At 64.8% G+C, this 24,720-nt stretch carries 18 protein-coding genes, 1 tRNA gene and 1 pseudogene; all 20 read left to right on the top strand.

Annotated elements, in window-relative coordinates:
• The first annotated feature begins 170 nt into the window (after positions 1–170).
• The 20 genes and pseudogenes from BM075_RS01320 to cysG all read left to right on the top strand — a co-directional run bounded on the left by BM075_RS01320 (position 171) and on the right by cysG (position 24,692).
• Complete coding sequence (locus tag BM075_RS01320; RefSeq protein WP_093358698.1) at positions 171–1,382, top strand: SAM-dependent methyltransferase; 1,212 nt, start codon at positions 171–173, stop codon at positions 1,380–1,382.
• Between the two features lie 30 nt (positions 1,383–1,412).
• The gene (locus BM075_RS01315; RefSeq protein ID WP_093358696.1) at positions 1,413–1,856 is read left to right on the top strand and encodes a TrgA family protein; all 444 of its coding nucleotides are present in this window, start codon (positions 1,413–1,415) and stop codon (positions 1,854–1,856) included.
• Positions 1,857–1,878: 22 nt separating this feature from the next.
• Positions 1,879–2,997, top strand: coding sequence for an NUDIX domain-containing protein (locus tag BM075_RS01310; protein WP_093358694.1), 1,119 nt, complete (start codon positions 1,879–1,881; stop codon positions 2,995–2,997).
• A gap of 51 nt (positions 2,998–3,048) precedes the next feature.
• Positions 3,049–4,083, top strand: coding sequence for a cysteine synthase A (locus BM075_RS01305; RefSeq protein WP_093358692.1), 1,035 nt, complete (start codon positions 3,049–3,051; stop codon positions 4,081–4,083).
• 2 nt (positions 4,084–4,085) lie between these two features.
• Positions 4,086–6,599 (top strand): DUF3772 domain-containing protein, encoded by a 2,514-nt coding sequence (locus BM075_RS01300; protein WP_093358690.1) that lies wholly within the window; start codon positions 4,086–4,088, stop codon positions 6,597–6,599.
• Positions 6,596–7,315, top strand: a complete 720-nt coding sequence (locus BM075_RS01295; protein ID WP_093358689.1) for an alanyl-tRNA editing protein — start codon at positions 6,596–6,598, stop codon at positions 7,313–7,315. Before BM075_RS01300 ends, BM075_RS01295 begins: the two co-directional genes overlap by 4 nt.
• A gap of 69 nt (positions 7,316–7,384) precedes the next feature.
• Positions 7,385–7,474: transfer RNA gene (locus BM075_RS01290), tRNA-Ser, on the top strand.
• 480 nt (positions 7,475–7,954) lie between these two features.
• Positions 7,955–8,521 (top strand): annotated as a pseudogene (locus BM075_RS24605) (amidase family protein); the annotation flags it as partial.
• Positions 8,522–8,541: 20 nt separating this feature from the next.
• Entirely contained in the window at positions 8,542–8,979 is a 438-nt protein-coding gene (locus tag BM075_RS24600; RefSeq protein ID WP_218152795.1) for an amidase family protein, read from the top strand.
• A gap of 640 nt (positions 8,980–9,619) precedes the next feature.
• On the top strand, positions 9,620–10,204 hold the full coding sequence (locus tag BM075_RS01280) for an ANTAR domain-containing response regulator (protein WP_093358687.1): 585 nt from the start codon (positions 9,620–9,622) through the stop codon (positions 10,202–10,204).
• Positions 10,201–11,379, top strand: a complete 1,179-nt coding sequence (locus BM075_RS01275; RefSeq protein WP_093358685.1) for a CmpA/NrtA family ABC transporter substrate-binding protein — start codon at positions 10,201–10,203, stop codon at positions 11,377–11,379. The genes BM075_RS01280 and BM075_RS01275 overlap by 4 nt, the downstream gene beginning before the upstream one ends.
• A 275-nt stretch (positions 11,380–11,654) precedes the next feature.
• Complete coding sequence (locus tag BM075_RS01270; protein ID WP_093358684.1) at positions 11,655–13,022, top strand: CmpA/NrtA family ABC transporter substrate-binding protein; 1,368 nt, start codon at positions 11,655–11,657, stop codon at positions 13,020–13,022.
• 136 nt (positions 13,023–13,158) lie between these two features.
• On the top strand, positions 13,159–14,244 hold the full coding sequence (locus BM075_RS01265) for an ABC transporter permease (RefSeq protein ID WP_093358682.1): 1,086 nt from the start codon (positions 13,159–13,161) through the stop codon (positions 14,242–14,244).
• Between the two features lie 5 nt (positions 14,245–14,249).
• Positions 14,250–15,947, top strand: a complete 1,698-nt coding sequence (locus tag BM075_RS01260) for an ABC transporter ATP-binding protein (protein ID WP_093358681.1) — start codon at positions 14,250–14,252, stop codon at positions 15,945–15,947.
• Between the two features lie 23 nt (positions 15,948–15,970).
• Positions 15,971–16,915 carry a GAF domain-containing protein gene (locus BM075_RS01255; RefSeq protein WP_093358679.1) on the top strand — a complete coding sequence of 315 codons (945 nt, stop codon included), beginning with the start codon at positions 15,971–15,973 and terminating at the stop codon, positions 16,913–16,915.
• Positions 16,916–16,929: 14 nt separating this feature from the next.
• The gene (gene nirB, locus BM075_RS01250) at positions 16,930–19,371 is read left to right on the top strand and encodes a nitrite reductase large subunit NirB (protein ID WP_093358677.1); all 2,442 of its coding nucleotides are present in this window, start codon (positions 16,930–16,932) and stop codon (positions 19,369–19,371) included.
• Positions 19,368–19,700 (top strand): nitrite reductase small subunit NirD, encoded by a 333-nt coding sequence (gene nirD, locus BM075_RS01245; RefSeq protein WP_093358675.1) that lies wholly within the window; start codon positions 19,368–19,370, stop codon positions 19,698–19,700. The genes nirB and nirD overlap by 4 nt, the downstream gene beginning before the upstream one ends.
• Complete coding sequence (locus BM075_RS01240) at positions 19,697–22,321, top strand: nitrate reductase (RefSeq protein WP_093358673.1); 2,625 nt, start codon at positions 19,697–19,699, stop codon at positions 22,319–22,321. The genes nirD and BM075_RS01240 overlap by 4 nt, the downstream gene beginning before the upstream one ends.
• Positions 22,318–23,289 (top strand): glycosyl transferase family protein, encoded by a 972-nt coding sequence (locus tag BM075_RS01235; protein ID WP_093358671.1) that lies wholly within the window; start codon positions 22,318–22,320, stop codon positions 23,287–23,289. The genes BM075_RS01240 and BM075_RS01235 overlap by 4 nt, the downstream gene beginning before the upstream one ends.
• An 11-nt stretch (positions 23,290–23,300) precedes the next feature.
• Positions 23,301–24,692, top strand: a complete 1,392-nt coding sequence (gene cysG, locus BM075_RS01230) for a siroheme synthase CysG (RefSeq protein WP_093358669.1) — start codon at positions 23,301–23,303, stop codon at positions 24,690–24,692.
• Positions 24,693–24,720: the final 28 nt, after the last annotated feature.

Here is a 24,720-nt window from a genome sequence, read left to right as displayed (position 1 = left end):
TTTTTTCCAACAAGAAGACGGGGCGGCGTTCATTCGGCGGGCGGTTCGCCGATGCGACGGGTGATGTAAGGGAAGGGGGCTTGACCCTGTCCGGCCGCGGATTGGAACATGCGGTCATGGCTTGGCGGGCAGATGCCGTCCGGGTCAGGAAAGATGGGGGAACCGGGACCATGTCGATCAAGACCACGACCGCGGGCGAAGGACAGTTGCCGCGCTACTTCGCCCATGTTTTCGACCGCGCCTCGCTGGCGCCGAAAGGGCAGCTCGATATCGCGCTGCCGGACGGAAGGGTGTTTCGGGCGGCGGGGCACTTGCCGGGGCCCATGGCGCGGCTGAATGTCGTCAATCCGGACATCTTCGCTCGCTTGGTGCGGGAGGGGGACCTGGGGTTCTGCGAGGCCTATCTCGACAAGTGGTGGACGACGCCGGACCTGCAGGCGTTCCTAGATTACGTCCATGCCGCCGAGGACGAGATCTATGACGAGTTTCGTGGCATGGCGCTCGTGCGCCTTTACGAGCGGCTTCGTCATCGGCTGCGGGACAACAGCCGTGCGCAGGCGAAGCGGAACATCTCCTATCACTACGACCTGGGCAATGAGTTCTACCGGCTTTGGCTGGACAACACGATGACCTATTCCTCGGCCCGTTTCGAGCATGGCACGGAGAGCCTGGAGGAGGCCCAGACGGCCAAGTACGCGAGCCTGATCGACGGCATGGGCGCGCAGCCGGGCGATCACGTGCTGGAGATCGGGTGCGGCTGGGGCGGGTTCGCAGAGTACGCCGCCCGGGAACGGGGGCTGAGGGTCACCGGGCTCACGATCAGTCGGGAGCAGCATGATTACGCTCAGGCCCGCATGGCGCGGGCAGGGCTGCAGGAACGCGTCGATATCCGGATGCAGGATTATCGCGACGAACAGGGGCAGTATGACGGCGTCGCGTCCATCGAGATGTTCGAGGCGGTTGGGGAGAAGTATTGGCCCACCTATTTCAATACCTTGCGGGGCTGTCTGAAACCGGGGCGGAATGCGACGTTGCAGATCATTACGGTGCAGGACCGCCGTTTCGAGATCTACCGCAAAGGCGTTGATTTCATTCAGAAGTACATCTTTCCCGGGGGGATGCTGCCAAGCCCGTTGGTGCTGCGCGCGGAGGTGGAGCGTGCCGGGTTGCAGGTGCTCGGGTCGATCGAGTTCGGTGAGAGTTACAGTCGTACCCTGAGGAGCTGGCACAAGACCTTCACCGACAGGTGGGACGAGATCTCAGCGCTTGGGTTCGACGAGCGGTTCCGCCGGATGTGGGAGTTTTACCTTTGTGCCTGCGCTGCCTCATTTTGGTCCCGAAACTGTGATGTAACGCAGATCACGGTCAATCGCACCGTCTGAGTAGCATTGTAGAAGGGAGCCTGACGGAGCATGCCCACTGCCGCCAAGCTTTTTGCCGCTATAGCCTTCGGTTTCGTGGCGTTCTTCGCCTCGGAAATCTACAAGACGCTTTTGCCGGATGGCACGCAGTCCGGTCTGCTGAGTCCGATCAACACGCTCGTCGGCATATTTTGCGGCTGGATGATCATGGGGCGGTTGGCCGGACGGGGGTACTATTCCGCTGCCGGTTCGGGTGTGCGGACCATCGCGGTCGCCTTGTTCTATGCGCTGCTGATCTGGTCCTGCTACGAGATGCTCAAGCGGTCAATGGGAATGCGTTATGAAGGTCCCATGGACGCGCTGGCGGCGATGATGGTGCTCATTGCGGACTATTTCCAATTGATGCTAACGGATCTCCAGATGCCGATCGTTCTTCTGGTCGGGGGGATTCTCGCTGCCTTCCTGGCGGAATGGGCGTCGGAACGCTGGGCCTGATCTGACCGCCGGGGGCTAATTCATGACGGATGTCTTTCTCTATGGCACGCTGTGCCATGCGCCGCTTCGTGCCGTGGTGTTGGGGGAGGACAGAGAGACCACGCCCGCCCGCCTGCAGGACCACGCGGTCGTGAGCGTGGTGGGGGAGAGTTTCCCCATGATCGTGAAACGGCCGGGCGCGGTGGCGCAGGGCGTACTGATTGCGGACCTCGCCACGGATGCGCTTGCGCGGTTGGACTACTACGAATGTGGTTTGGGCTACCAGCCGGCGACGGAGTGCGTTCTTACGGACGATGGCCCTGTCCAAGCTCGCTGGTACCTGTTGCCCGACACCGGCTTCACCCCCGGCGAGCCGTGGGACACGGACGCTTGGGCGAAACGGTGGGGACCGCTTGCCTGCCTGACAGCCGAGGAGATCCTGGCCGACAAGGACAAGCGCCCCGCGGCGGACGTGGCCCGGCGGCGCGGGCCACTGCGGGCCAGGGCGCAGGCGCGGTTGAATGCGCGGAAATCGGCGCCAACGACGCTGCGCCGCAGGGCGGGACCGGGCGACGTGCAGTTGGCCCGCCGCAACCTTGTCTACTCGCAGTTCTTCTCGGTCGAGGAGTACGACATCACCCACCGAAAGTTCTCCGGCGAGCAGGGGGAGGCGTTGAACCGGACCGCCTTCATCTCGGCGGACGCGGTAACGGTGCTGCCTTACGACCCCGAGAGGGACCGGGTGCTGCTCATTGAGCAGTTCCGCGCCGGGCCGTATGCCCGCGGCGACTCGCAGCCCTGGATGTTGGAGCCGATCGCCGGCCGGATCGATGGAGGGGAAGCGCCCGAGGAAAGTGCACGGCGCGAGGCTTTGGAGGAAGCGGGACTCGCGCTGAAGGACCTTCATCTTGTGGCGCAGTACTACCCGACGCCGGGTGCGAAGAGCGAATACCTCTTCGGCTATATCGCCACGGCCGATTTGCCGGACGACGTGGCGGGCGTGGCCGGCTTGGAAAGCGAGGGCGAGGACATTCGCAGTCACGTCATCGCCTTCGATCGGGCGATGGAGTTGGTGGAAAGCGGCGAGATCAACGTGGGTCCGCTGATCCTGCTGCTTCTGCACCTCGCACGGTTGCGCGAGGGGCTGCGCTCGGGCAGTTGACTCCGCTCCCGCCTCGGCTAGCAAGGGGCCAGCCAGAACGGGAGCACACCAATGGATATCAGGACCGACCTCGCGGACGCCGTGGGAAACACCCCGCTGATCCGGCTTCGGGCGGCGAGCGAGACCTCGGGGTGCGAAATATTCGGCAAGGCGGAGTTCCTGAATCCCGGCCAGTCAGTGAAGGACCGCGCGGCGCTTTTCATCATCCGCGATGCGGTGGCGAAGGGGGCATTGCGGCCGGGCGGCACCATCGTGGAAGGGACCGCCGGCAATACCGGGATCGGGCTGGCGCTGGTGGGCGCGTCGATGGGGTTCAGGACGGTGATCGTCATTCCCGAGACGCAGAGCCAGGAAAAGAAGGACATGATCCGGCTGGCGGGCGCGGAACTCGTGGAGGTGCCGGCGGTGCCCTACAAGAACCCGAACAACTACGTGAAGTACTCCGGTCGGCTGGCCGAGGAGATCAACCGCACCGATCCAAACGGAGCGATATGGGCCAACCAGTTCGACAACACGGCCAACCGGCAGGCCCATGTGGAAGGCACCGGCCCCGAGATCTGGGCGCAGACGGAGGGCCAGGTGGACGGCTTTATCTGTGCCGTTGGGACCGGCGGCACGCTTGCCGGCGTGGGCGCGGCATTGCAACCCAAGGGTGTGAAGGTGGGCCTGGCCGATCCGATGGGCTCCGGCATGTTCTCGCTCTTCGAGACGGGCACCGCGTCGCCGGAGGGCAATTCGATCACCGAAGGGATCGGGCAGGGGCGGATAACCGCTAATCTCGAGGGATTCACACCGGACACCGCGTTCCAGATCCCGGACGATGAGGCGCTGCCGATCCTGTTCGACCTTCTGGAGAACGAGGGGCTCTGCCTTGGCGGCTCTTCCGGCATCAACATTGCGGGGGCGATCCGAATGGCGCGCGAAATGGGCCCGGGGCACAGGATCGTGACGGTGCTCTGCGACTACGGCACGCGCTACCAGTCGAAGCTCTATAACCCGGACTTTCTCCGGTCGAAGGCGCTGCCGGTCCCGCATTGGCTCGCCGGCTCGGCTCGCGAGCTTCCGGTTGTTTTCGCGGAGGCGTGACGATGCGCCGTCTGCTGGCCGGACTGCTGGTGGTGGTGGCAGCTGCGATCTGGGCCGGTCCCCGGCCGGATGGTCCATCCGCAGTCGCATGGTCTGTCGCTGCCTGGGCGCAGGAGGGGCCGGGCGCGGCGCTGACCGAGGAAGAGTATTCCGCATGGGACCGGGTCGCCAATCGAGCTGATCAGTCCATCGAGCGGGCGAAGGCGTCGACCGAGGCCTATGAGACCCTGCGCCTTCAGCTTGTCGGCTGGCGGGCCCGGTTTCAGGAAGCACAGAAGCGTGACGCCGAGCCGATAAAGACGCTCAAGAGCCGGATCGACGCCCTGGGCCCGCCGCCCGAGAACGGCGAGACCGAAAGCGAGGAGATCGCCGCGCGCCGGCAGGAGCTGAACGACGAGTATCAACGGTTGGTGACGCCCGTCCGCCGCGCCGAGGAGGCCTATGCGCGTGCGCAGGGTCTGATTACAAGGATCGACAAGCTTATCCGTGAGCGGCAGAGAGACCGGCTGCTCGAGCGCTGGCCCTCGCCGCTGAACCCGGTCAATGTGCGCGTCGCTCTGGGGGATCTGAACGAGGTCGTGCGAGGTCTGGTCGACGAGGTCGGTGCGTCGCTGAAGTCAGACAGCCAACGTACGGTGTTTCTCAACAACCTGCCGCAAATCGCGTTGCTCGTCTCTCTCGCGCTGTTGTTGCTGGCGTTCGGGCGGCAGATTTTCCACGGCGTCATCAATCGGCTCGTCGCGCACCGGGACCGCAGCGACCAGGTGTTCGTCGTGGCAATGATCCTGTCGCTGGCGCAATTCATCTTGCCGTCCATTGGGATTACGGCGCTGAGTCTGGCGTTGCGGCTGACGGGCTTTTTCGGTCCGGGCGGCGAGGGCCTTCTGGATGCGCTGGCAATCGCCGGCATGGCATTCTTCCTGACGCGCTGGATCGCGAGGCAGAGCTTTCCCAAGCAGGACAATTGGCCCGCAAATCTGAACCTCTCCGCGCGCCAGCGGGTCCGTGGCAGGTTCTACGGGCATGGCCTGGGCCTGCTTTTCGCTTTCGCGGTCATGATCGAAACGTCCCGGCAGCTGTTCGATCTGCAAAGCGCCACAGTGTCCGTCCTGGTTTTCCCGATGATTTTGCTGACCGGGATCTGCCTTGAGAACATGGGCCGCCTGATCATGGCGAGCGGAATGCAGGGCGATGTGCAGGAGGAGGGCGAAGAGCAGGGGGAATTCTCCGCCGAGCGCCACTTCTTCAGCCAGCTCGACCGTTTTCTCGGCTATGCGATCCGTATCTTTGCCATCGCCGGCCCGGTCGTAGCTGCGGCCGGCTTCATCCTCGCGGGCGTCTACGCCACGCTCTCGCCCTCGCTGTCCCTGTTGCTGTTCGCGCTCGTGGCGTTCCTTCAACGGCTGTCCTCGGGGCTGTTCAGGCTGTTCGGGCATCGGGAAAAGGACGGCGACGGGCTGTTCGCCGTTCTCGCGAATTTCGGGATCGTGCTCGCCTCCCTGCCGCTCTTCGGGCTGATCTGGGGAGCGCGGTGGGCGGACTTCGACGAGTTGTGGACGACCCTGAACGACGGTTTCTCGATCGGGGGGGTCAACATCTCGCCCTCCGTCGTCGTGGTCCTCCTGGCGGTGTTCGGTGCCGGGTTCCTGATCACGCGGCTCCTGCAAGGCGCGGTCGGAAGCTCCGTACTGCCCCGCACTTCGCTCGATCCGGGAGCACAGAAGGCGGTCAACGCAGGCCTGGGGTATGTCGGCATCGCCCTGTCCGGCATGGTTGCGGTGGCGACAGCAGGTCTTGACCTCAGCAACCTCGCCATCGTGGCCGGTGCCTTGTCCGTCGGGGTCGGCTTCGGACTGCAGAACATCGTCTCCAACTTCGTCTCCGGCCTGATCCTGTTGATCGAGAGGCCTGTGACGGAGGGCGACTGGGTGGAGGTCGGCGGGGTCATGGGCACCGTTCGGCGCATCTCGGTCCGTGCGACCACGGTGGAGACCTTCGACCGCACGGACATCGTCGTTCCGAACTCAGATTTCGTGACCAGCCAGTTCACCAACTGGACGCGCAGCAACCTCAGCGGACGGGTAATATTGAATGTGGGCGTGGCCTATGGCTCCGACACGCGGAAGGTGGCCGCGATCCTCGCGGAGATCGCCGACGAGCACCCGCTGGTGATCGTCAATCCTCCGCCGCTGATCGTGTTCCAGGGGTTCGGCGCGGACGCGCTCGAATTCGAGATGCGGGTGATCCTGCGCGACATCAATTTCGGCCTGAATGCCCGGACGGAATTGAATCATCGCATTGCCGAGCGGTTCGCGGAGGAGGGTATCGAGATTCCCTTCGCGCAGCGCGATATCTGGCTCCGCAACCCGGACGTACTGGCCGCCAGCCTTGCCCACCGCCCGGCCGCTGCCCCCGCACAGGGGCAGACGCCCCCGCCACAGGGGGCAGCCGCCCCGGCGCCACCGCCCGACAGGACCGGCGCGGAACTGGACGCTCCGTCGGAGGATGACCTATGACCGAAATGCTGTTCCGCCAGGACCCCTATGCCCGAGAGTCCATCGGCACGGTGGTTGCGCAGACGCCGGAGGGTGGAATCGTGCTCGACGCGACCATCTTCTACCCAACCGGCGGCGGGCAGCCGGGCGACAGCGGGACGTTGTTCTGGCGGGACAGGGCCCTCCCCATCGCGACCACGGTCAAGGGGGAGGGGGGCGAGATTGTCCTGATCCCCGCCGAGCCCGCAGCCCTGCCACCCGTCCGCACCGCCCTGCGCCAATCGCTCGACTGGGAACGACGCTACCGCCATATGCGCGTCCACACCGCCCTTCACCTGCTCTCCGTGGTCATCCCGCTGCCGGTCTCCGGCGGGGCGATCGGCTCGGAGAAGGGCCGCCTCGACTTCGACATGCCGGAGGCTCTCGAGGACAAGTCAGCCGTTGAGGCGGCGTTACAAGCGCTCATCGACCGGGATCTGCCGGTGAGCGAGGACTGGATCACCGACGCGGAGCTCGCCGCGAACCCCGGGCTGGTCAAGACCATGTCGGTACAGCCGCCGCGCGGGCAGGGGCGGGTGCGGCTGATCCGTATCGGGCGCGGATCGGCGGAAGTGGATCTGCAACCCTGCGGCGGAACCCACGTCGCCAAGACCGGAGAGATCGGCCAGATCCGCATCGGCAAGGTCGAAAAGAAGGGCGCCCGCAACCGTCGGGTGACCCTTCACCTCGCGGGGTGATATCGATGGAAAAACGATGCGATATCCGCTTGCATGTCTCCCCGGGTTGCGGCTAAACCCTCGCCCACCGGAGAGGTGGCCGAGTGGTCGAAGGCGCACGCCTGGAAAGTGTGTAGGCGGGAAACCGTCTCCAGGGTTCGAATCCCTGTCTCTCCGCCATACACCGCTGATTGCCCTCTATGGCGCGATATTGCCGCCGATTACTGCATTCCACCGGGCGGGATGGCAAGACGCAGTTTTTACGCTACAGCCCTACAAATCTCAGGAACCCGGCGCCCGCTTCTGCCCCCTTTGCGGACGTATATCGTTCAGACTGGTGTCTCCTTCAACAGGTTATAGAGGCGCTGAGCTTGTCTCAGATTCCGGGAAATTGTGACAGACGAGCGTGATCGTCTCGACCCGGCGGTGTAGAACTACCCGAAAAACCGTTCAGATTCGCGCCAGGAAATAGACGATATGCCTCACTGTCCAACAGACCCATCCGGCGCACTGGTCGAGCAAGTTGACCTCGCGCCCGTACGTAGCGGTTCGCTGGACGGGCTTCGCTTCACCGTGAAAGATAACATCGACCTTGCGGGACATAAGACGTCCTATGGAAGCCCCGCCTAGCGGTACGCACATCCCGCGCCGGTTCACAACGCGCTCTGCGTCGACCAACTGCTTGCTTCCGGATCGCGTTGCGTCGGCAAGGTCGTGGCGGATGAGTTCACGTATAGCCTCGACGGGGAGAGCTTCTATTTTGGCACCCCCCGAAACGCGAAAGCACCGGATCGCGTCCCCGGTGGCTCCTCCAGCGGCTCGGCTGCTTCCGTCGCGAATGGTCTTGCGGATTTTTCTCTTCGCACGGACGCGGGAGGTTCTATCCGTGTTCCGGCGAGCCTTTGCGGTCTTTGGGGGATGCGTCCCTCCCTTCATCGGATTTCCGAGGCTGGCGTTTTGCCATTTCAGCCAAGCGTCAGCACCGTAGGCGTGCTGGCGGATCGGTTAGAGGTGCTCGATGCGGCGACGCGCGTCTTGCTGAACGCTCCCGCATCATCAATGCCATCGCCACGGCGCATCCTCGTCTTGCAGGATGCGCTGGAGATCGCAGATGCCGCCATTCGAGGCGAAGTTAACCGCGCATTCGACCGAATAGCAGAGAACACCGGCATTGAGGTCGAGCCTGTAAGATTTTCCGAGATCGTCGGGGGGGGGCATGCGAACTGAAGGTCTGCAACCTGAATGGATTGCGTGATCTGCAAACCGCCGAATTTCAGAGCACGGTCGGCAACTGGATCGAAGCTTGCAAGCCCGAGCTCGGCATCACGTTCTCAATGGCCTACGGAAACGTCCAGAAGTTCGACCGCATCGCGGCGCTGGACAACATAGCGAGATGTGAAAGCCTCTTCAGGCAGATCAACGCCTTTTTCACTCCGGAAACGGTGATCTGTTTTCCTACGACGCCGAAAATCGCTCCCCTGAAAGGGTCCCTGAATACGCTCGAAGCGGTGATGGACTTCTATGATCCGACGATGACCATCACCGCGTTGTCCGGTGTGGCACGCTTGCCGGAAGTCTCTGCCCCGGTGATGACAGTGGATGATTGTCCGGTCGGACTATCCTTCGTCGCGGGTCATTACCAGGACGAGTTTCTATTGAGCGCGGTAAAGAGAATGCTCAGTTGATATTGCGCGGAAATCCTATGCGTCGCATTCAAATCGGCGGCGCTGCTTTCCCGAGAAAACTGGGCCGTAAACGCTGCAGCAGAAGTCTGAATTTCGTCCGTGCCTCAATGTAGAGTGCTATAGCGTAGGTGTAGTTCTCGGTTTCATCGACTTCGGCCCGCCAGCCACCCCAGTCTTCGACAGTCCCGGCCCATTTCCCCGGAATTCGAACGCGTTCTGCGCGGCTTGCGCCGTCGCTCCATGGAGAGAGACGGCTGATGCCGCTCGGCTCGCGGGCGAGTCCAGCGAACGTCTCTGTCGGTCATTTGGCTGGGGTCGGTTTGCGGCCGGTTCGCTGGATTACAGGGAAAGAACAAGGAAATTCGTTTTTTTGGCGCGCATTGGTGCCGATTCCAGAGTTGTCTGAGAAACGGGCAGGACGACTGGTGGACCTGTGACCGGTACCAAGCTGTCTTATGCCTCCCACTTTCGCCAAGCGAATAAGATTTGAGCTACCCTGCCGGTCTTTCCGGCAATCACACCGGTGCGTGCGTTTCCAAGCGGTGAGATTGCCCTCTGCTGTGGTCAGTGCCCGCCGACATCGCTCTTTCTGCATGGCGCCTCGCACCCGCCACAGCCATGATCAGACCGGGCAACCCGTATGTCGCAGAAGCTCTCCATCGTTGTCGTGGAACCGGATCGCGAACGCGCGATTCTGATCGTCGACAGCTTGCGGGGCGCCGGGGATCACAAGGTTTCGGTCATTGCCGAGATGACCGGCCTTGCGCGACATGTCTCCAACCTGAACCCAGACATCGTGCTCATCGATGTCTCCAGCCCCTCGCGCGATATCCTGGAGGAACTCACGCTCGCTTCCGGCCCGCTCGAACGGCCGGTTGCGATGTTTGTCGACCGGTCCGACGACAGCCTGACGCGGGAGGCCATCGAGGCCGGCGTTTCGGCTTATGTGGTCGATGGCCTCCGGCCGGAGCGGATCAAGCCGATCATGGATGCGGCAATCGCGCGGTTCCACATGTTTCACCGGATCCGGCTCGAGCTGGAAGCCACCAAGCGCGCTCTGGAGGAGCGCAAGGTAATCGACCGCGCAAAAGGCCTGTTGATGAAGGCGCGCGGCGTGGACGAGGACGCGGCCTATGCGCTTTTGCGCAAGACGGCGATGGACCAGGGCCGCAAGGTCGTGGACGTGGCAGAAGCTTTGGTCACGACGGCAGGGCTGTTGTCATGAGCACCGCGCTGCTGGAGGCAGGGTTTATCCCGCTGGTCGATGCTGCGCCGTTCGTCGTCGCGCATGAGATCGGGTTTGCCGAGGAGGAGGGGCTTGCGCTGCGCCTGCATGCGGCACCGAGTTGGGCCACTTTGCGCGACATGCTCATCCTTGGCCGGGTCGACGCGGCGCACATGCTTTCGGCGATGCCGGTGGCGATGGCGCTTGGCCTTGGCGGCGTCGCCGCACGCATCGACGTGCTTTCGGTACTCTCGGTCAACGGCAATGCGATCGGGGTCTCTGGCGAGTTGGCACAGCGGATGCGGGCGGCCGGCTATCGTTTCGACTTTGCCGATGCCGCGGTCGCCGGGCGAGCGCTTCTGGCCGCTGCGCGGGAGGAGCCGCGGATCGGCGTGCCCTTTCCCTTCTCCATGCACGCAGAACTCCTCTACCACTGGCTCGGTGCCCTCGGCGTAGCGGCGCCACAGGCGCTTCGGGTGGTCACGGTACCGCCGCCATTGATGGCGCAGGCCATGGCCGCCGGGGAGATCGATGCCTTCTGTGTCGGCGCACCGTGGGGGTCGATGGCTGTGGAGAACGGCGTGGGCGAACTGTTGTTGCCGACCTCGGCGATCCGCGCCTTTGCGCCGGAGAAGGTCCTCGCGGTGCGGCACGATTGGGCGGAGGCGGAACCCGAGCTTGCCCGGCGGTTGATGCGGGCGCTCTGGCGCGCGAGCAAGTGGCTTGACCAACCGGAAAACCACTCGACGGCTTCAGAACTGCTGGCCCGCCGTGAGTATCTGAATGTGCCCGCGGAAGTGATCGAACGGTCCCTGAGCGGAAGGCTGGTGATCTCTCCTCGGGCTGAGATACGCGCGGTCGAAAACTATCTGCTGTTTCACCGTGGGGCTGCGGCGTATCCGTGGCGGTCGCACGGCGCGCTGATCGCTCGGTCTTTGGCCGAGCGCTCTGGCCTCGATGGCGCGGAATCCGCGGAGGCGGGGCGCGCAATTTTTCGGACGGACCTATTCCGCCGCAACCTGCGCGACCTGGGCGCCGAGATTCCCGGTGCGACGGACAAGGTTGAAGGTGCGCTTGGCCAGAAAACCGCCGTCGCCTCGGAATCGGGGAAGCTGATTCTCGAACCTGACGCGTTCTTCGACGGATTCATTTTTGATCCGAACGGGGAAAGCTGAACGAAATTCAGGCAGAATTTTCTGCACCGCGGCAGAAATCCCGTCGGAAGGGCCCTCTATGCCCTCAGATCCGCCGGCATTCGTTGACAGGCAATCGCCGCGGCGGCAAAACCTCAAGGCACGGGGCAATGGCGTCCCGTTTCCAGAATTCACCCTCAATGTTGCGGGTATCCGAGCACAGCCGCTCGACCCCCTTGCCACCTCCGGCAGGGACGGTCAGCGGCTTTTTTTGTTTTTTCGGTCCCCTCCCGGGCCAGAGACAGGATGACACCGACATGAACAAGACCATCGCACTGCTTCTCGCCACGTCGGCCCTCACGCTGCCCGCTGCGGCGGAAATGCTGGATGTGGAAAAGGATGAACTGACCTTTGGCTTCATCAAGTTGACCGATATGGCGCCTTTGGCCGTGGCCTATGAGATGGGCTACTTCGAGGACGAAGGTCTTTTCGTCACGCTCGAGGCGCAGGCCAACTGGAAAGTGCTGCTTGACGGCGTGATTGGCGGACAGCTTGACGGCGCGCACATGCTCGCGGGCCAGCCGCTTGCCGCCACCATCGGCTTCGGCACAGAGGCGCATATCATCACGCCGTTCTCGATGGATCTGAACGGCAACGGCATCACCGTGTCGAACGAAATCTGGGATCAGATGAAGCCGAACATTCCCGTCGGCGAAGACGGCAAGCCCGTCCACCCGATCTCGGCGGCCGCGCTGAAGCCGATCGTCGACAGCTACCGCGCCGAGGGCAAGCCGTTCAACATGGGCATGGTGTTCCCTGTCTCCACCCACAACTACGAGCTGCGCTACTGGCTCGCCGCGGGCGGGATCAAGCCCGGCTATTACAGCCCCGAGGACGTGACCGGCCAGATCGACGCGGAGGTTCTGCTTTCGGTGACGCCGCCGCCCCAGATGCCCGCCACGCTCGAAGCCGGTACCATCTATGGCTATTGCGTCGGTGAGCCGTGGAACCAGCAGGCCGTTTTCATGGGCATCGGCGTTCCGGTCATCACCGACTACGAGCTGTGGAAGAACAACCCTGAGAAGGTCTTCGGTCTGTCCGCCGCCTTCCAGGAAGAAAACCCAAACACGACCGTCGCCATCACGAAGGCGCTCATCCGCGCCGCGATGTGGCTCGACGAGAATGACAACGCCAACCGCGAGGAAGCGGTAGAGATCCTCAGCCGTTCCGAATACGTCGGGGCCGATTACGATGTCATCGCCAACTCCATGACCGGCACCTTCGAGTACGAAAAGGGTGACAAGCGTGAGGTGCCCGATTTCAACGTCTTCTTCCGCTACAATGCGACCTATCCCTATTACTCCGACGCCGTGTGGTATCTGACCCAGATGCGTCGCTGGGGCCAGATCGCCGAGGCCAAGCCGGACAGCTGGTACGACGAGGTGGCGAAGTCGGTCTACCGGCCCGACATCTACCTCGTCGCCGCCGAAAGCCTGATCGACGATGGCTACGCGACCGAGGCCGATTTCGACTTCGAAACGGACGGCTACAAGGAGCCGACCCCGGCGGGGGACATCATCGACGGCATCCCCTACGACGGCCGTCAGCCCAACGCCTATCTCGAGAGCCTGCCGATCGGCCTGAAGGGCGACCAGAAGGTCGTCGGCAACCAGGTCGAAGGCTGACCCCAAGAAAAGCAAGCGACGGCGCCGGCCCGCCTTTCCGGGGGCCGGGACCGGGACGGCGGGTGAGGCGATGCTCCGGCAGGGAGCGCGCGTCCTCCCCGCCATGCCGCCAGAAACCCTACCGAGGACTCTGACCATGACCGCCATCGACCCCGAGAGCCTGAGCCGCGAGGCCGCCCGAGAGGCCCGCAAAGCCAGGATCTTCACCCGCATCAACAAGGCCGATTCCTGGTTCAAGGTGCTCGGTCTCTCCTTCATGACGCCTCTCCTGAAGGCGCTCGCCGGTGACAACCCGAAGGCGCAGCTGAAGGAGATCTGGCTGCTGCTCGGCGTGCCCGTGGTTGCCATCGCCGCCTTCCTGACCCTCTGGGCCACGCTTGCCCCGCAGGTGCAGACGTCGCTCGGCGCCGTCCCCGGCCCGGCGCAAGTCTGGGAACAGGCGGTCAACCTGAACGAGGACGCGATCCGCGAACGCCAGAAGGAAGCGGCCTTCTATGAGCGCCAGAATGAGCGCAACGCCAAACTGGAAGCCGCCGGCAAGGGCGACAAGGTCAAATGGCGCGACTACACCGGCAAGTCGACCTACTACGACCAGATCTGGACCTCGATCCGGACCGTCTTCTTCGGCTTTCTGATCGGGACCTTGGTCGCCGTACCGGTCGGCATCGCCGCGGGCCTCTCCCGCATTGCCGACGCCGCGATCAACCCGCTGGTTCAGATCTTCAAGCCTGTGAGCCCGCTCGCCTGGCTGCCGATCGTGACCATGGTGGTTTCGGCCACCTACACAACGAATGATGGGCTCTTCACGAAATCCTTCCTCATCTCGGCCATCACCGTCACGCTCTGCTCGCTTTGGCCGACGCTGATTAACACCTCCCTCGGCGTCGCTTCCATCGACAAGGACCTGGTGAACGTCTCCAAGGTCCTGAAGATGTCGACCTGGAGCAAGATCACCCGGCTGGTGCTGCCTTCCGCGCTGCCGCTGATCTTCACCGGTCTGCGTCTGTCGCTCGGAGTGGGCTGGATGGTGCTGATCGCGGCCGAAATGCTGGCGCAGAACCCGGGACTGGGGAAATTCGTCTGGGACGAGTTTCAGAACGGCTCCAGCCAGTCGCTCGCCAAGATCATGGTGGCGGTCTTCACCATCGGCATCATCGGCTTTCTTCTCGATCGGCTGATGTTCGCGCTGCAATCCCTTTTCACATACTCCAATAACCGGTGACGGCGATGAGCATTCTCAAATTCAGCAACGTCTCCAAGTCCTTCGGGGAAGGCACGGCAAAGACGGACGTCCTGCGGAACATCGATCTCGACGTGCGGGATGGCGAGTTCCTCGTCCTCCTCGGGTTCTCCGGCACGGGCAAGACGACCCTGATCAACCTCATGGCGGGGCTTGAGTTTCCCACAAAGGGGGAGGTCACCTTCAAGGGCGCGCCGATCACCGGGCCCGGCCGTGAGCGCGGGGTCATCTTTCAGAACTACTCCCTGATGCCGTGGCTCACGGTCACTGGCAACGTAAAGCTCGCCGTGGACACCGTCTTCCCTGCCATGCCCAAGGTGGAGAAGGAGGCGCTGGTCGCCAAATACGTGAAGATGGTGGGCCTTTCGCACGCGGCGGGCCGCCGTCCGGCCGAGCTGTCGGGAGGAATGCGCCAGCGGGTGAACGTCGCCCGCGCGCTCGCCATGTCGCCCGAGCTTCTGCTGCTCGACGAACCGCTGTCTTCGCTCGATGCGCTGACCCGGGCCAATCTCGCCGACGAGATCGAGCATATCTGGGAAGCTGACAAGAAGACCTGCGTTCTCATCACCAATGATGTGGACGAGGCCATCGTGCTGGCGGACCGGATCATCGCGCTCAACCCTGATGGGACACTTGGCGAGGAATTCCGCGTCTCCATCCCCCGGCCGCGCGACCGCGGTGCGATGAACCACGACCCGGAGTTCAAACGCCTGCGCGGAGCGGTGACCAAGTACCTGATGGACGCCGGCATCCAGTCCCGATCCGAGGAGACCAAGGCGGTTCCGACGGTCACGGCCATCCACAACGAGCCGGTCCCGGCCGCGCTGAGCGAAGCGCAAGGCTCAAGCCGGACCGACAAGTACCTGGAGTTCTCGCAGATTCACAAGATCTACCCCACCCCCAAGGGGCCGCTCACCGTGGTGGAAGATTTCAACCTCAAGATGGACAAAGGCGAGTTCATCTCGCTGATCGGCCATTCGGGCTGCGGGAAGTCCACGGTGCTGACGATGGCCGCCGGTCTCAACGACATTTCGAAGGGCGTCATCAATCTCGACGGCCGTGGCGTCTTCGGGGCGGACCCGGAGCGGGCGGTCGTCTTCCAGTCGCCGTCGCTCTTCCCCTGGTTGACGGCGAAGGAAAACGTCTCGGTAGGCGTCGACAAGGTCTATCCCCGTGCCAGCCGCGCGGAACGGCAGGACGTGGTGGAATACTATCTGGAGCGCGTGGGCCTCGGCGACAGCATGGACAAGCCCGCCTCGTCGCTTTCCAACGGCATGAAGCAACGCGTCGGTATCGCCCGCGCCTTCGCCCTCTCGCCCAAACTTCTCCTGCTCGATGAACCGTTCGGAATGCTCGACAGCTTGACCCGCTGGGAGCTGCAGGAGGTCCTGATGGAGGTCTGGTCGCGGACCAAGGTCACCGCCGTCTGCGTCACCCATGATGTGGACGAGGCGATCCTGCTGGCTGACCGGGTGGTGATGATGACCAACGGCCCGCAGGCCACCATTGGCCGCATCGTCGAAGTTGACCTGCCGCGCCCACGCACGCGCAAGGCGCTGCTGGAGCACCCAGACTACTACCTCTACCGCGAGCAGGTTTTGTCCTTCCTCGAAGAATACGAGCACGGCGCGACGCCGAAAGCGAAGGCCGACAAGCAGGCATCCCCGAAACAGGCGGCCGCGTGAGCGCCATGAACGGAGTATCCCCCATGAACGATGTGATGGATCCGGCCACGATGACGTTTATCCAGGTGGCCGAGGTCTGGGTTCCCGACGGCGACCGCCTGGTGCTGGAAAAGGGCAATTACGGCAATCTCGATGCCTTCGCGGCGGCGTCCCACAAGGAAAGCTTTGCGCGCGGCGAGGGCCTGCCCGGCAAGGCCTGGGCGGAAGGACGCCCGATTGTGCTGAAGGCCTTCGACGGCTCCTACTTCAAGCGGACCGAGGCCGCGAAAGAGGCCGGACTGACCAGTGCCGTGGCGGTGCCTGTCTTTGCCGGGAAGGTTTTGAAGGCGGTCCTGGTTGTGCTGTGCGGCGACGACGATGCTCGCACCGGCGCGATAGAGGTCTGGAAGGAGACGGACGGCGTCCTTCGGCTCGAGGACGGCTATTACGGCGCCGCGAAGCACTTCGAATGGGTGTCGCAACACACCCACTTCCCCCGTGGTCAGGGGCTGCCGGGGGGTGTCTGGGCGGCTGGAACGCCGATCCTCATGCGCGACCTCGGTTCCGGATACCGGTTCGTCCGGGCCGACAGCGCGGAGAAGGCGGGGCTCTCGACCGGGATCGGCCTGCCGATGCCCGCCCCCGATGGCGCTACGTTCGTGCTGACGCTGCTCTCCGCGCGCGGCACCCCAATCGCCCGCCGTTTCGAGATCTGGGAGGCGCGCGCCGCGAGAGCGGGCAGCCCCCGCGAGGCGACGTTGACCGATGGGATCTGCGAACGTGAGGGCCCGCTCTGGGCGGAGGAAAATCCGCCCGTCTCTCCGAAGACGGCGACGGCCTGGCAAGGGCCGATCGGCCAGGTGCTCGGCTCTGGCCTCCCATTCGTGAAGACTGACGGAGTGGGCCTGCCGGCGGGCTACCGCTCGATGGTCGCGCTGCCGATCTGGCGCGGCGACGACCTGGCGCACGTGGTCGCCTGGTATCTGTGAGGGAAGGATTGGACATGACACGACTTGTCGTCATCGGTGCCGGTATGGCCTCGGGCCGAGTGTTGGAGCACCTGTTCGACGCCGCCCCCGGCGCCTTCGAAGTCACGCTGTTCAATGCCGAACCGCGCGGCAACTACAACCGCATCATGCTCTCACCCGTGCTGTCGGGCGAGAAGAGTTATGCCGAGATCGTCACCCATGACGACGCCTGGTATGCCGAGCACGGCGTCGCGTGCCGCTTCGGGGAACGGGTGACCGGCATAGACCGGTCTCGCAAGGTGGTGACCTCCGCCGGGGGCGAGGTGGCCTACGACAAGCTGATCCTCGCCACCGGCTCCAACCCCTTCATCATTCCATTTCCGGGCCACGATCTGCCGGGTGTTGTCGCCTATCGCGACCTGGAGGACACCGCGGCGATGATCGAGGCCGCCGGTACGCCCGGGGCCAGCGCCGTGGTCATCGGCGGCGGTCTGCTGGGGCTTGAAGCGGCCGCCGGGCTGCGGCTGCGCGGAATGGAGGTGACGGTGCTGCACAACACCGGCCACCTGATGGATCGGCAGCTCGACGAGACAGCGGGATACCTGCTGAAGAAGGACCTTGAAAATCGCGGCATCCGCGTCATTACCAGCGCCAATACCAAAGCCATCGAAGGGAACGGCCGTGTCGAGCGGGTGGTTCTGGAGGACGGGACGACGCTCTCCTCCGACATCGTGGTCATGGCGGTCGGCATCCGGCCCGCCACGCATCTGGGACAGGCGGCGGGGCTGGAGACGGGCCGGGCAATCAAGGTCGATGCCCAGATGCGCACCAGCGATCCGGATATCTTCGCCGTGGGCGAATGCGTCGAGTTCGACGGGACCCTCTTTGGCCTCGTCGCGCCGCTCTACGATCAGGCGAAAGTGCTGGCGAAAACCCTGATGGGGGAGGATGACGCCTTTCGGGTAAAGGAGCTTTCCACTAAGCTGAAAGTCACCGGGTGCGACTTGTTCTCGGCCGGTGATTTCACGGCTGGAGAGATGCGGGAAGACATCGTCTACCGCGACCCCGCGCGCGGCATCTACAAACGGCTGGTGATCGAGGACGACCGTCTGGTCGGGGCCGTCATGTATGGCGACACGTCGGATTCGACCTGGTTCTTCGGCCTGATCAAGGACGGCACCGACATCGAGGAAATGCGCGACACTCTGATCTTCGGGCCTGCGTTCCAGGGGGGTGGCGGTGCCGCCGCGGACCCTCTGGCAGCCGTTGCAGCATTACCGCCTGAGGCGGAGATCTGCGGCTGCAACGGCGTCTGCAAGGGCCGGATCGTGGAGGCTATCGACGGCGGCGCGGCCAGTCTGTCCGACATCCGTGCCGTGACCAAGGCCAGCGCCTCCTGCGGAACCTGCACGGGGCTCGTCGAACAGGTCCTGGCGGTGACAATGGGCGATGCCTACGCCTCGCCTGCCGCCCAACCCGTCTGCGGTTGCACTGACCTGACGCACGAGGACGTGCGACGCCTGATCAAGTCCAGGGAGCTGAAGTCCCAGCCCGCCGTCTGGCAGGAGCTGGGCTGGACGACGCCGAACGGCTGCCACGTCTGCCGCCCGGCGATCAACTTCTACCTGCTGGCCGACTGGCCGCTGGACTATGCCGACGACCCGCAGAGCCGGTTCGTCAACGAGCGCAATCATGCCAACATCCAGAAGGATGGCACCTATTCGGTGATGCCGCGCATGTGGGGGGGCATTACCACGCCTGCCGAACTCCGCGCCCTTGCCGACGCGGCGGAAAAATACGGCGTGCCGACGGTGAAGGTAACTGGCGGCCAGCGGATAGACCTTCTTGGCGTGCGGAAGGAAGATCTGCCGGCGATCTGGTACGACCTGAACCAGGCGGGGATGGTTTCCGGGCATGCCTATACGAAGGGGCTGCGCACCGTGAAGACCTGCGTCGGTTCGGACTGGTGCCGGTTCGGCACCCAGGATTCGACCGGTCTGGGGATAAAGCTGGAAAAGGTCCTTTGGGGATCGTGGACGCCGCATAAGGTCAAGCTCGGCGTCTCCGGCTGTCCGCGCAACTGCGCGGAAGCGACGTGCAAGGATGTGGGTATCGTCTGCGTGGAGTCCGGCTACGAGATCGGCGTCGGCGGGGCGGCGGGCATGGACGTGCGGGAGACCGAACCGCTCGCCAAGGTTGCGACCGAGGAGGAGGCGATCGCCATCGTGACCGCCTTTGTCCAGCTTTACAGGGAAAGCGCCAAATATCTCGACCGGCCCTACAAGTGGATTGGCAAGGTCGGTCTCGACTGGGTCCGCGATCAGCTTGCCGATGCCGAGATCCGTGCGGGCCTGATCGACCGGTTCGAGATTTCGCAATCCGTTTATCGAAAAGATCCCTGGGCCGAACACGCGAAGCCCGACACGGCAAGGCGGTTCCACCCCCTTGCGGACCTCAACGTGGAGGCTGCGGAATGAACTGGATTGATATTGGCGCCGTCGACGAGATCCCTGTGCGGGGGAGTCGTATCGTGAAGACTCGCGATGGGTGTGTGGCGGTGTTCCGCACCGGCCCCGACGAGGTCTTCGCCACCTCCGACCGCTGCCCGCACAAGGGCGGCCCGCTGTCGGAGGGGATCGTGCATGATCGCAAGGTCACGTGCCCGCTGCACAACATGGTCTACTCGCTGGAGACGGGAAAGGCGCAGGGCGCAGACGAGGGCGTGATCGAGACCTATCCGGTGCGGGTGGAGGCGGGGCGGCTCCTGCTCGACGGTAGCCGGTTCGCGGCGCGGGGCGCCGCATGACCGAGGTCCGCACCACGTGCCCCTATTGCGGGGTCGGCTGCGGTGTGATCGCAAAGCCCGCGGCCAGCGGCGGATGGTCCGTCCACGGCGATCCATCACATCCGGCCAATCTCGGCCGGCTCTGCTCCAAGGGATCGGCTCTGGCCGAAACCCTTGGACTGGAGGACCGGTTGCTGACCCCGCGCGTCGGGGGGGCGCCGACCGGCTGGAATGCGGCGCTCGACCTTGTGGCCAGCCGGTTCAGGGACGCGATTGACCAGCATGGACCGGACAGCGTGGGCTTTTACGTCTCGGGCCAGTTGCTGACCGAGGACTACTACGTCGCCAACAAGCTGATGAAGGGGTTCATCGGCTCGGCCAATATCGACACCAACTCGCGGCTCTGCATGTCGTCCTCCGTTGCAGGTCACAAGCGCGCGTTTGGTACCGACACGGTGCCGGGGCAATACATGGATCTCGAAGAGGCCGATCTGGTGGTGCTCGTCGGCTCCAACCTCGCCTGGTGCCACCCGGTGCTGTACCAGCGCATCGTGGCGGCAAAAAAGGCGCGCCCGTTCATGAAGGTCGTGAATATCGACCCCCGTCGCACGGCCACATGCGATATTGCGGATCTTCACCTGCAAATCGCGCCAGCAGGTGACGTGGCGCTTTTCAATGGCTTGCTCGCATGGATTGCCGAAAAGGGCGCGGTGGACGCCGCGTATGTCGCGCGTCACGTCGAGGGCTTCGAAGTGGCGCTCTCCGCGGCGCGCAGCGAGGATCTGTCGGTCACCGGCCTGCCACCGCAACTCCTGCGGGAGTTCTTCGACCTGTGGGTCCGCACCGAAAAGACGGTCACCGTATTCTCGCAGGGTGTGAACCAGTCCTCCTCGGGCACCGACAAGGTGAATGCGATCCTGAACTGCCATCTGGCCACAGGGCGGATCGGCCGCCCCGGCATGGGGCCTTTCTCGGTTACTGGCCAGCCCAACGCGATGGGAGGGCGCGAGGTGGGGGGGCTGGCCAACATGCTGGCGTGCCATCTCGACCTCGAGAATTCCGAGCACCGAGCGGCAGTCCGTGATTTCTGGAACGCACCGGCGATACCGTCGGTGCCCGGATTGAAAGCGGTGGACATGTTCCGCGCGGCGGGGGAGGGGGGGATCAAGGCGCTCTGGATCATCCACACCAACCCGGCCGTCTCCATGCCGGAGGCGGATGCTGTGTGTACGGCAATCGAGGCCTGCGAGTTCGTCGTCGTTTCGGACGTCACTGCGGCCACCGACACCGCGCGGCGTGCCGATGTCGTCCTGCCGGCCATGGCGTGGGGGGAAAAGGACGGCACCGTCACCAATTCCGAACGCTGCATCAGCCGCCAGCGCCCCTTTGCGACCGCGCCTGACGGCCCCCGCGCGGACTGGCGGATCCTGTGCGACGTCGCCGGGCGTCTGGGATGGGCGGCGCAGTTCGACTACGACGGGCCAGCCGAAATCTTCCGCGAATACGCCGCGCTCTCGGGCATCGCGGGCCGGTTTGGGCGCGATTTCGACATTTCAGGTCTCGTGGATTTAAGCACTGCCGAGTACGACGCGCTGGCGCCCACGGTCTGGCCGCTGACGACGGTGCGTGCCGGTGGCCGCTTCTTTGCCGATGGCGGCTTCTTCACCGAAAGCGGGCGTGGACAAATGCTGCCGCTCAAGCGGCGCGGGCCGGCGGCGGACACAACGGCCGCGTTCCCGTTCCGCTTCAACACCGGTCGGGTGCGCGATCACTGGCACACGATGACCCGCACCGCGAAGTCGCCACGCCTGAGCCAGCACATGGGCGAGCCCTACCTGGAGATCCACCCCGAGGATGCGGCCGTACTGGGTCTTCAGCCGGCCACCATCGCCGAGGTGACGAGCCCTCTCGGCCGAGCGCTGCTGCGTGTCGTGACCACCGATCGCGTGCGGCCGGGCGAGGTTTTCGCGCCGATGCATTGGACGTCGGAGAGCGCATCGCAGGCCCGCATCGACGCCCTCGTGCCGTCCGAGGTCGACCCGATCTCCGGGCAGCCGGAAAGCAAGGCGGCGGCGGTCTCGGTCGCGCCGTTCTCGGCGGCGTGGTACGGCTTTGCGGTCGCCGGGGGAGAAATCCGGCCTCGCACCGCCTATTGGGCGAAGGCGCGCACCAAGACCGGATGGCGCGCAGAGCTGGCCGACGCGGCCGTACCGCAGGACTGGGAGCAGTTCGCGCGCGATCTGTTCGACCGGTCGGATGCCGACGCGGTGTCGGTCATTGACGCGCATCGGGGCGTCGCACGCGTGGCGCTGCTGGACTCGGGTCGCGTGGTGGCAACGCTCTACGCCGCTCCCGATCCGGTGGCCGTTGCGCGTGCCCATATTACCGGGCGGATTGGAGAGAGCGATGCCGGAACGGTGCTCGCCGGTCGCCCCGGTGCCGACCGCCCCGATCCCGGAGCGACCGTCTGTGCCTGCTTCGACGTGGGTGTGAATACGATCCTTTCGGCGATCCGAACCGGTGGTCTTACCAGCGTGGAAGAGATCGGCGCGGTCTTGCAGGCCGGCACGAGTTGCGGCTCCTGCCGCCCGGAACTCGCCGCACTGCTGGCCAACGCCGCCGCGCCGAGGGCCGCCGAATGAGCCTCGCCCCCTACATCCACGCTATGGGGCGCGGGCCGTCGCGCGGCCGGTCGCTGACCCGGGAGGAGGCGCAGGACGCCATGCGGGCGATCCTTGCCGGCGAGACCGCTCCGGAGGCAGTCGGCGCCTTGCTGATGCTGATGCGCTATCGCGGCGAAACCCCTGCGGAGGTTGCCGGCTTCGCCGATGCCGTGCGGGCCACACTCCCGCCCTGGCCAAGGCCGCGCCCGGCGCTCGACTGGCCGAGCTACGCCGCTGGCCGGTCACGCGGGCTGCCATGGTTCCTGCTCTCGGCGCGGCTGGTCGCGATGGCCGGCACGCCCGTGCTGATCCACGGCTGGAACTCGCATCAATTGCCCGGCGCTTCGGTACGAGACGCCCTGCCGCACGCCGGGATCTCGGTCGCGCGCGACGGGGACGAGGCCGCAATGGTGCTTGATCGCGACGCAATCGCCTATCTGCCGCTGGAGGCTATCGCGCCGCGCGCGCTGGACCTCCTGCGACTGCGCGACGTGCTCGGCCTGCGCTCGGCGGTCAATACCGTTCTGCGGGTGATGAACCCCGCCGGCGCCGCGGCCTCGGTGCAAGGCGTCTTTCATCCCCCCTACAGGGACCTGCAGGCGGACGCCGCAGGAATGCTGGGCGAGCGAGACGTCACCATAATCAAGGGCGGTGGCGGCGAGTTCGAGCGACATCCGTCGAAGGATATCGCGCTTTTCGGTCTGCGGGGCGGCGCGGCCTGGGGCGGCAATGCCCCGCCTCTCGTGGATGAAGCGCGCCGGCTCGCCGGCAGCCTCTCCGAACCTGCCGACCTCGACCGGCTTTGGCGCGGTGACGTTTCCGCGCCGTTCGAAGAAGCCATCGTCACCGGCACCGCTGCGCTCGCGCTCGACACCGCCGGCCATGCAGACGCCGCCAGCCTGGCCCTGCATCTCTGGATCACCCGTCACGACGTCCGCGCGGCCTGAAGGAGAACGAAATGAAAGCGTTTCCCATGTTCCTGCAGCTTTCCGGACGAGAGGTCATCATCGCTGGCGGTGGCGAACAGGCAGCACAGAAAGCCCGCCTGATCCTGAAGACCGAAGCGCGGCTCACGCTGCTTGCCCCAGACCTTGATGCGGAGCTCGCGGCATTGGTCGTGGAGGGGCGCGCGCAGCATGTCGCAGGGCCGGTTTCCCCCGGAACATTCGCTTCGGCGGCACTGGTATTCATTGCCACGGGCTGCCCCGGCGCGGATCGGTCCCTGCACACGCTGGCCAAGGCGGCGGGAGCCCTGGTCAATGTGGTCGACCAGCCGGCGCTGTGCGATGCCCTCACGCCGTCGATTGTCGACCGCGATCCCGTGGTGGTGGCAATCGGCACCGAGGGCACGGCACCGGTGCTTGCCCGCCAGATCAAGACCAAGGTGGAGGCGATGCTCGAGCCGCGACTGGGAGACCTCGCCGCCACGGCCGGCCGCCTGCGGGAAGCCGTCGCCACCCGCGTGCCGTCAACGCGGCGGCGCGCGTTCTGGCGATGGGTCTTCGAGTCGACCCCGCGGCGGTTGCACGCGGCCGGATCCGAACGCGACGCAGTGCGCGCCCTCAAACAGGCGATCGAGGCTGGTGCACCGGGCACGTCCTGCGCGGGGATCATCAGCCTTGTCGGCGCAGGTCCGGGCGCCCGGGACCTGCTGACGCTGCGTGCCGTCCAACGCTTGCAGGAAGCGGATGTCATTTTCTACGACCGGCTCGTGGACCCGGACGTTCTGGAACTGGCGCGCCGCGATGCGGAGCGCATTTATGTCGGCAAGGAGCTCGGCGCCTGCGCCTGGCCACAGGAAAAGATCGACCGGATGATCGTGGCCGCTGCGGCGCAGGGTCAGCATGTCGTGCGGTTGAAGTCCGGTGACCCGTCCGTCTTCGGTCGCGCCTGCGAAGAACTCGCTGCAGCCCGCGCCGCGGGGATCGAGGTTGAACTCGTTCCCGGCATCACGGCTGCTTCCGCCGCTGCTGCCGCCATGAGCCGCCCCCTCACGGAGCGCGGGGAGACCGATACCTTCGTCATCACAACCGGAACATGCCGTCCCGGTGATGCCGAGCCCGACCGGGCCTTGCTCGCCCGCCCCGGCACGTCCATCGCGTTCTACATGGCGGTCGAGAAGGCGGCACGGGTCCAGCAAGACCTGATGGATGCGGGAGCGCCGGCGGAATGCCAGGTGGACATCGTCGCCTCGGTCTCCACCGAGCGGCAGAGAGTTGTTTCCACGACCTTGGATCGCCTGGCCGAGAGCATCCAGGACGGCGCCATCACGAGCCCTGCGCTTCTGATGGTGCGCTACCCCAAGTCACTCGCACGAAGCGAAAAGGCGAAAAATCTGCAGGCGGCCTGACACTGAACGGTGTTCTCGAAGGCTTTCG

This window comes from Tropicimonas isoalkanivorans (assembly GCF_900112335.1).
Classification (GTDB): domain Bacteria; phylum Pseudomonadota; class Alphaproteobacteria; order Rhodobacterales; family Rhodobacteraceae; genus Tropicimonas; species Tropicimonas isoalkanivorans.
This window is presented reverse-complemented; position numbering and strand designations above follow the sequence as displayed.

Bases quoted from the DNA above. Each gene is read 5' to 3' on its own strand.
- cysG (WP_093358669.1), top strand. From the start codon at position 23,301: ATGAAAGCGTTTCCCATGTTCCTGCAGCTTTCCGGACGAGAGGTCATC.
- BM075_RS01265 (WP_093358682.1), top strand. From the start codon at position 13,159: ATGACCGCCATCGACCCCGAGAGCCTGAGCCGCGAGGCCGCCCGAGAG.
- BM075_RS01235 (WP_093358671.1), top strand. From the start codon at position 22,318: ATGAGCCTCGCCCCCTACATCCACGCTATGGGGCGCGGGCCGTCGCGC.
- BM075_RS01300 (WP_093358690.1), top strand. From the start codon at position 4,086: ATGCGCCGTCTGCTGGCCGGACTGCTGGTGGTGGTGGCAGCTGCGATC.
- BM075_RS01315 (WP_093358696.1), top strand. From the start codon at position 1,413: ATGCCCACTGCCGCCAAGCTTTTTGCCGCTATAGCCTTCGGTTTCGTG.
- BM075_RS01310 (WP_093358694.1), top strand. From the start codon at position 1,879: ATGACGGATGTCTTTCTCTATGGCACGCTGTGCCATGCGCCGCTTCGT.
- nirD (WP_093358675.1), top strand. From the start codon at position 19,368: ATGAACTGGATTGATATTGGCGCCGTCGACGAGATCCCTGTGCGGGGG.
- BM075_RS01280 (WP_093358687.1), top strand. From the start codon at position 9,620: ATGTCGCAGAAGCTCTCCATCGTTGTCGTGGAACCGGATCGCGAACGC.
- nirB (WP_093358677.1), top strand. From the start codon at position 16,930: ATGACACGACTTGTCGTCATCGGTGCCGGTATGGCCTCGGGCCGAGTG.
- BM075_RS01240 (WP_093358673.1), top strand. From the start codon at position 19,697: ATGACCGAGGTCCGCACCACGTGCCCCTATTGCGGGGTCGGCTGCGGT.
- BM075_RS01295 (WP_093358689.1), top strand. From the start codon at position 6,596: ATGACCGAAATGCTGTTCCGCCAGGACCCCTATGCCCGAGAGTCCATC.
- BM075_RS01275 (WP_093358685.1), top strand. From the start codon at position 10,201: ATGAGCACCGCGCTGCTGGAGGCAGGGTTTATCCCGCTGGTCGATGCT.
- BM075_RS01320 (WP_093358698.1), top strand. From the start codon at position 171: ATGTCGATCAAGACCACGACCGCGGGCGAAGGACAGTTGCCGCGCTAC.
- BM075_RS01305 (WP_093358692.1), top strand. From the start codon at position 3,049: ATGGATATCAGGACCGACCTCGCGGACGCCGTGGGAAACACCCCGCTG.
- BM075_RS01270 (WP_093358684.1), top strand. From the start codon at position 11,655: ATGAACAAGACCATCGCACTGCTTCTCGCCACGTCGGCCCTCACGCTG.
- BM075_RS01255 (WP_093358679.1), top strand. From the start codon at position 15,971: ATGAACGATGTGATGGATCCGGCCACGATGACGTTTATCCAGGTGGCC.
- BM075_RS01260 (WP_093358681.1), top strand. From the start codon at position 14,250: ATGAGCATTCTCAAATTCAGCAACGTCTCCAAGTCCTTCGGGGAAGGC.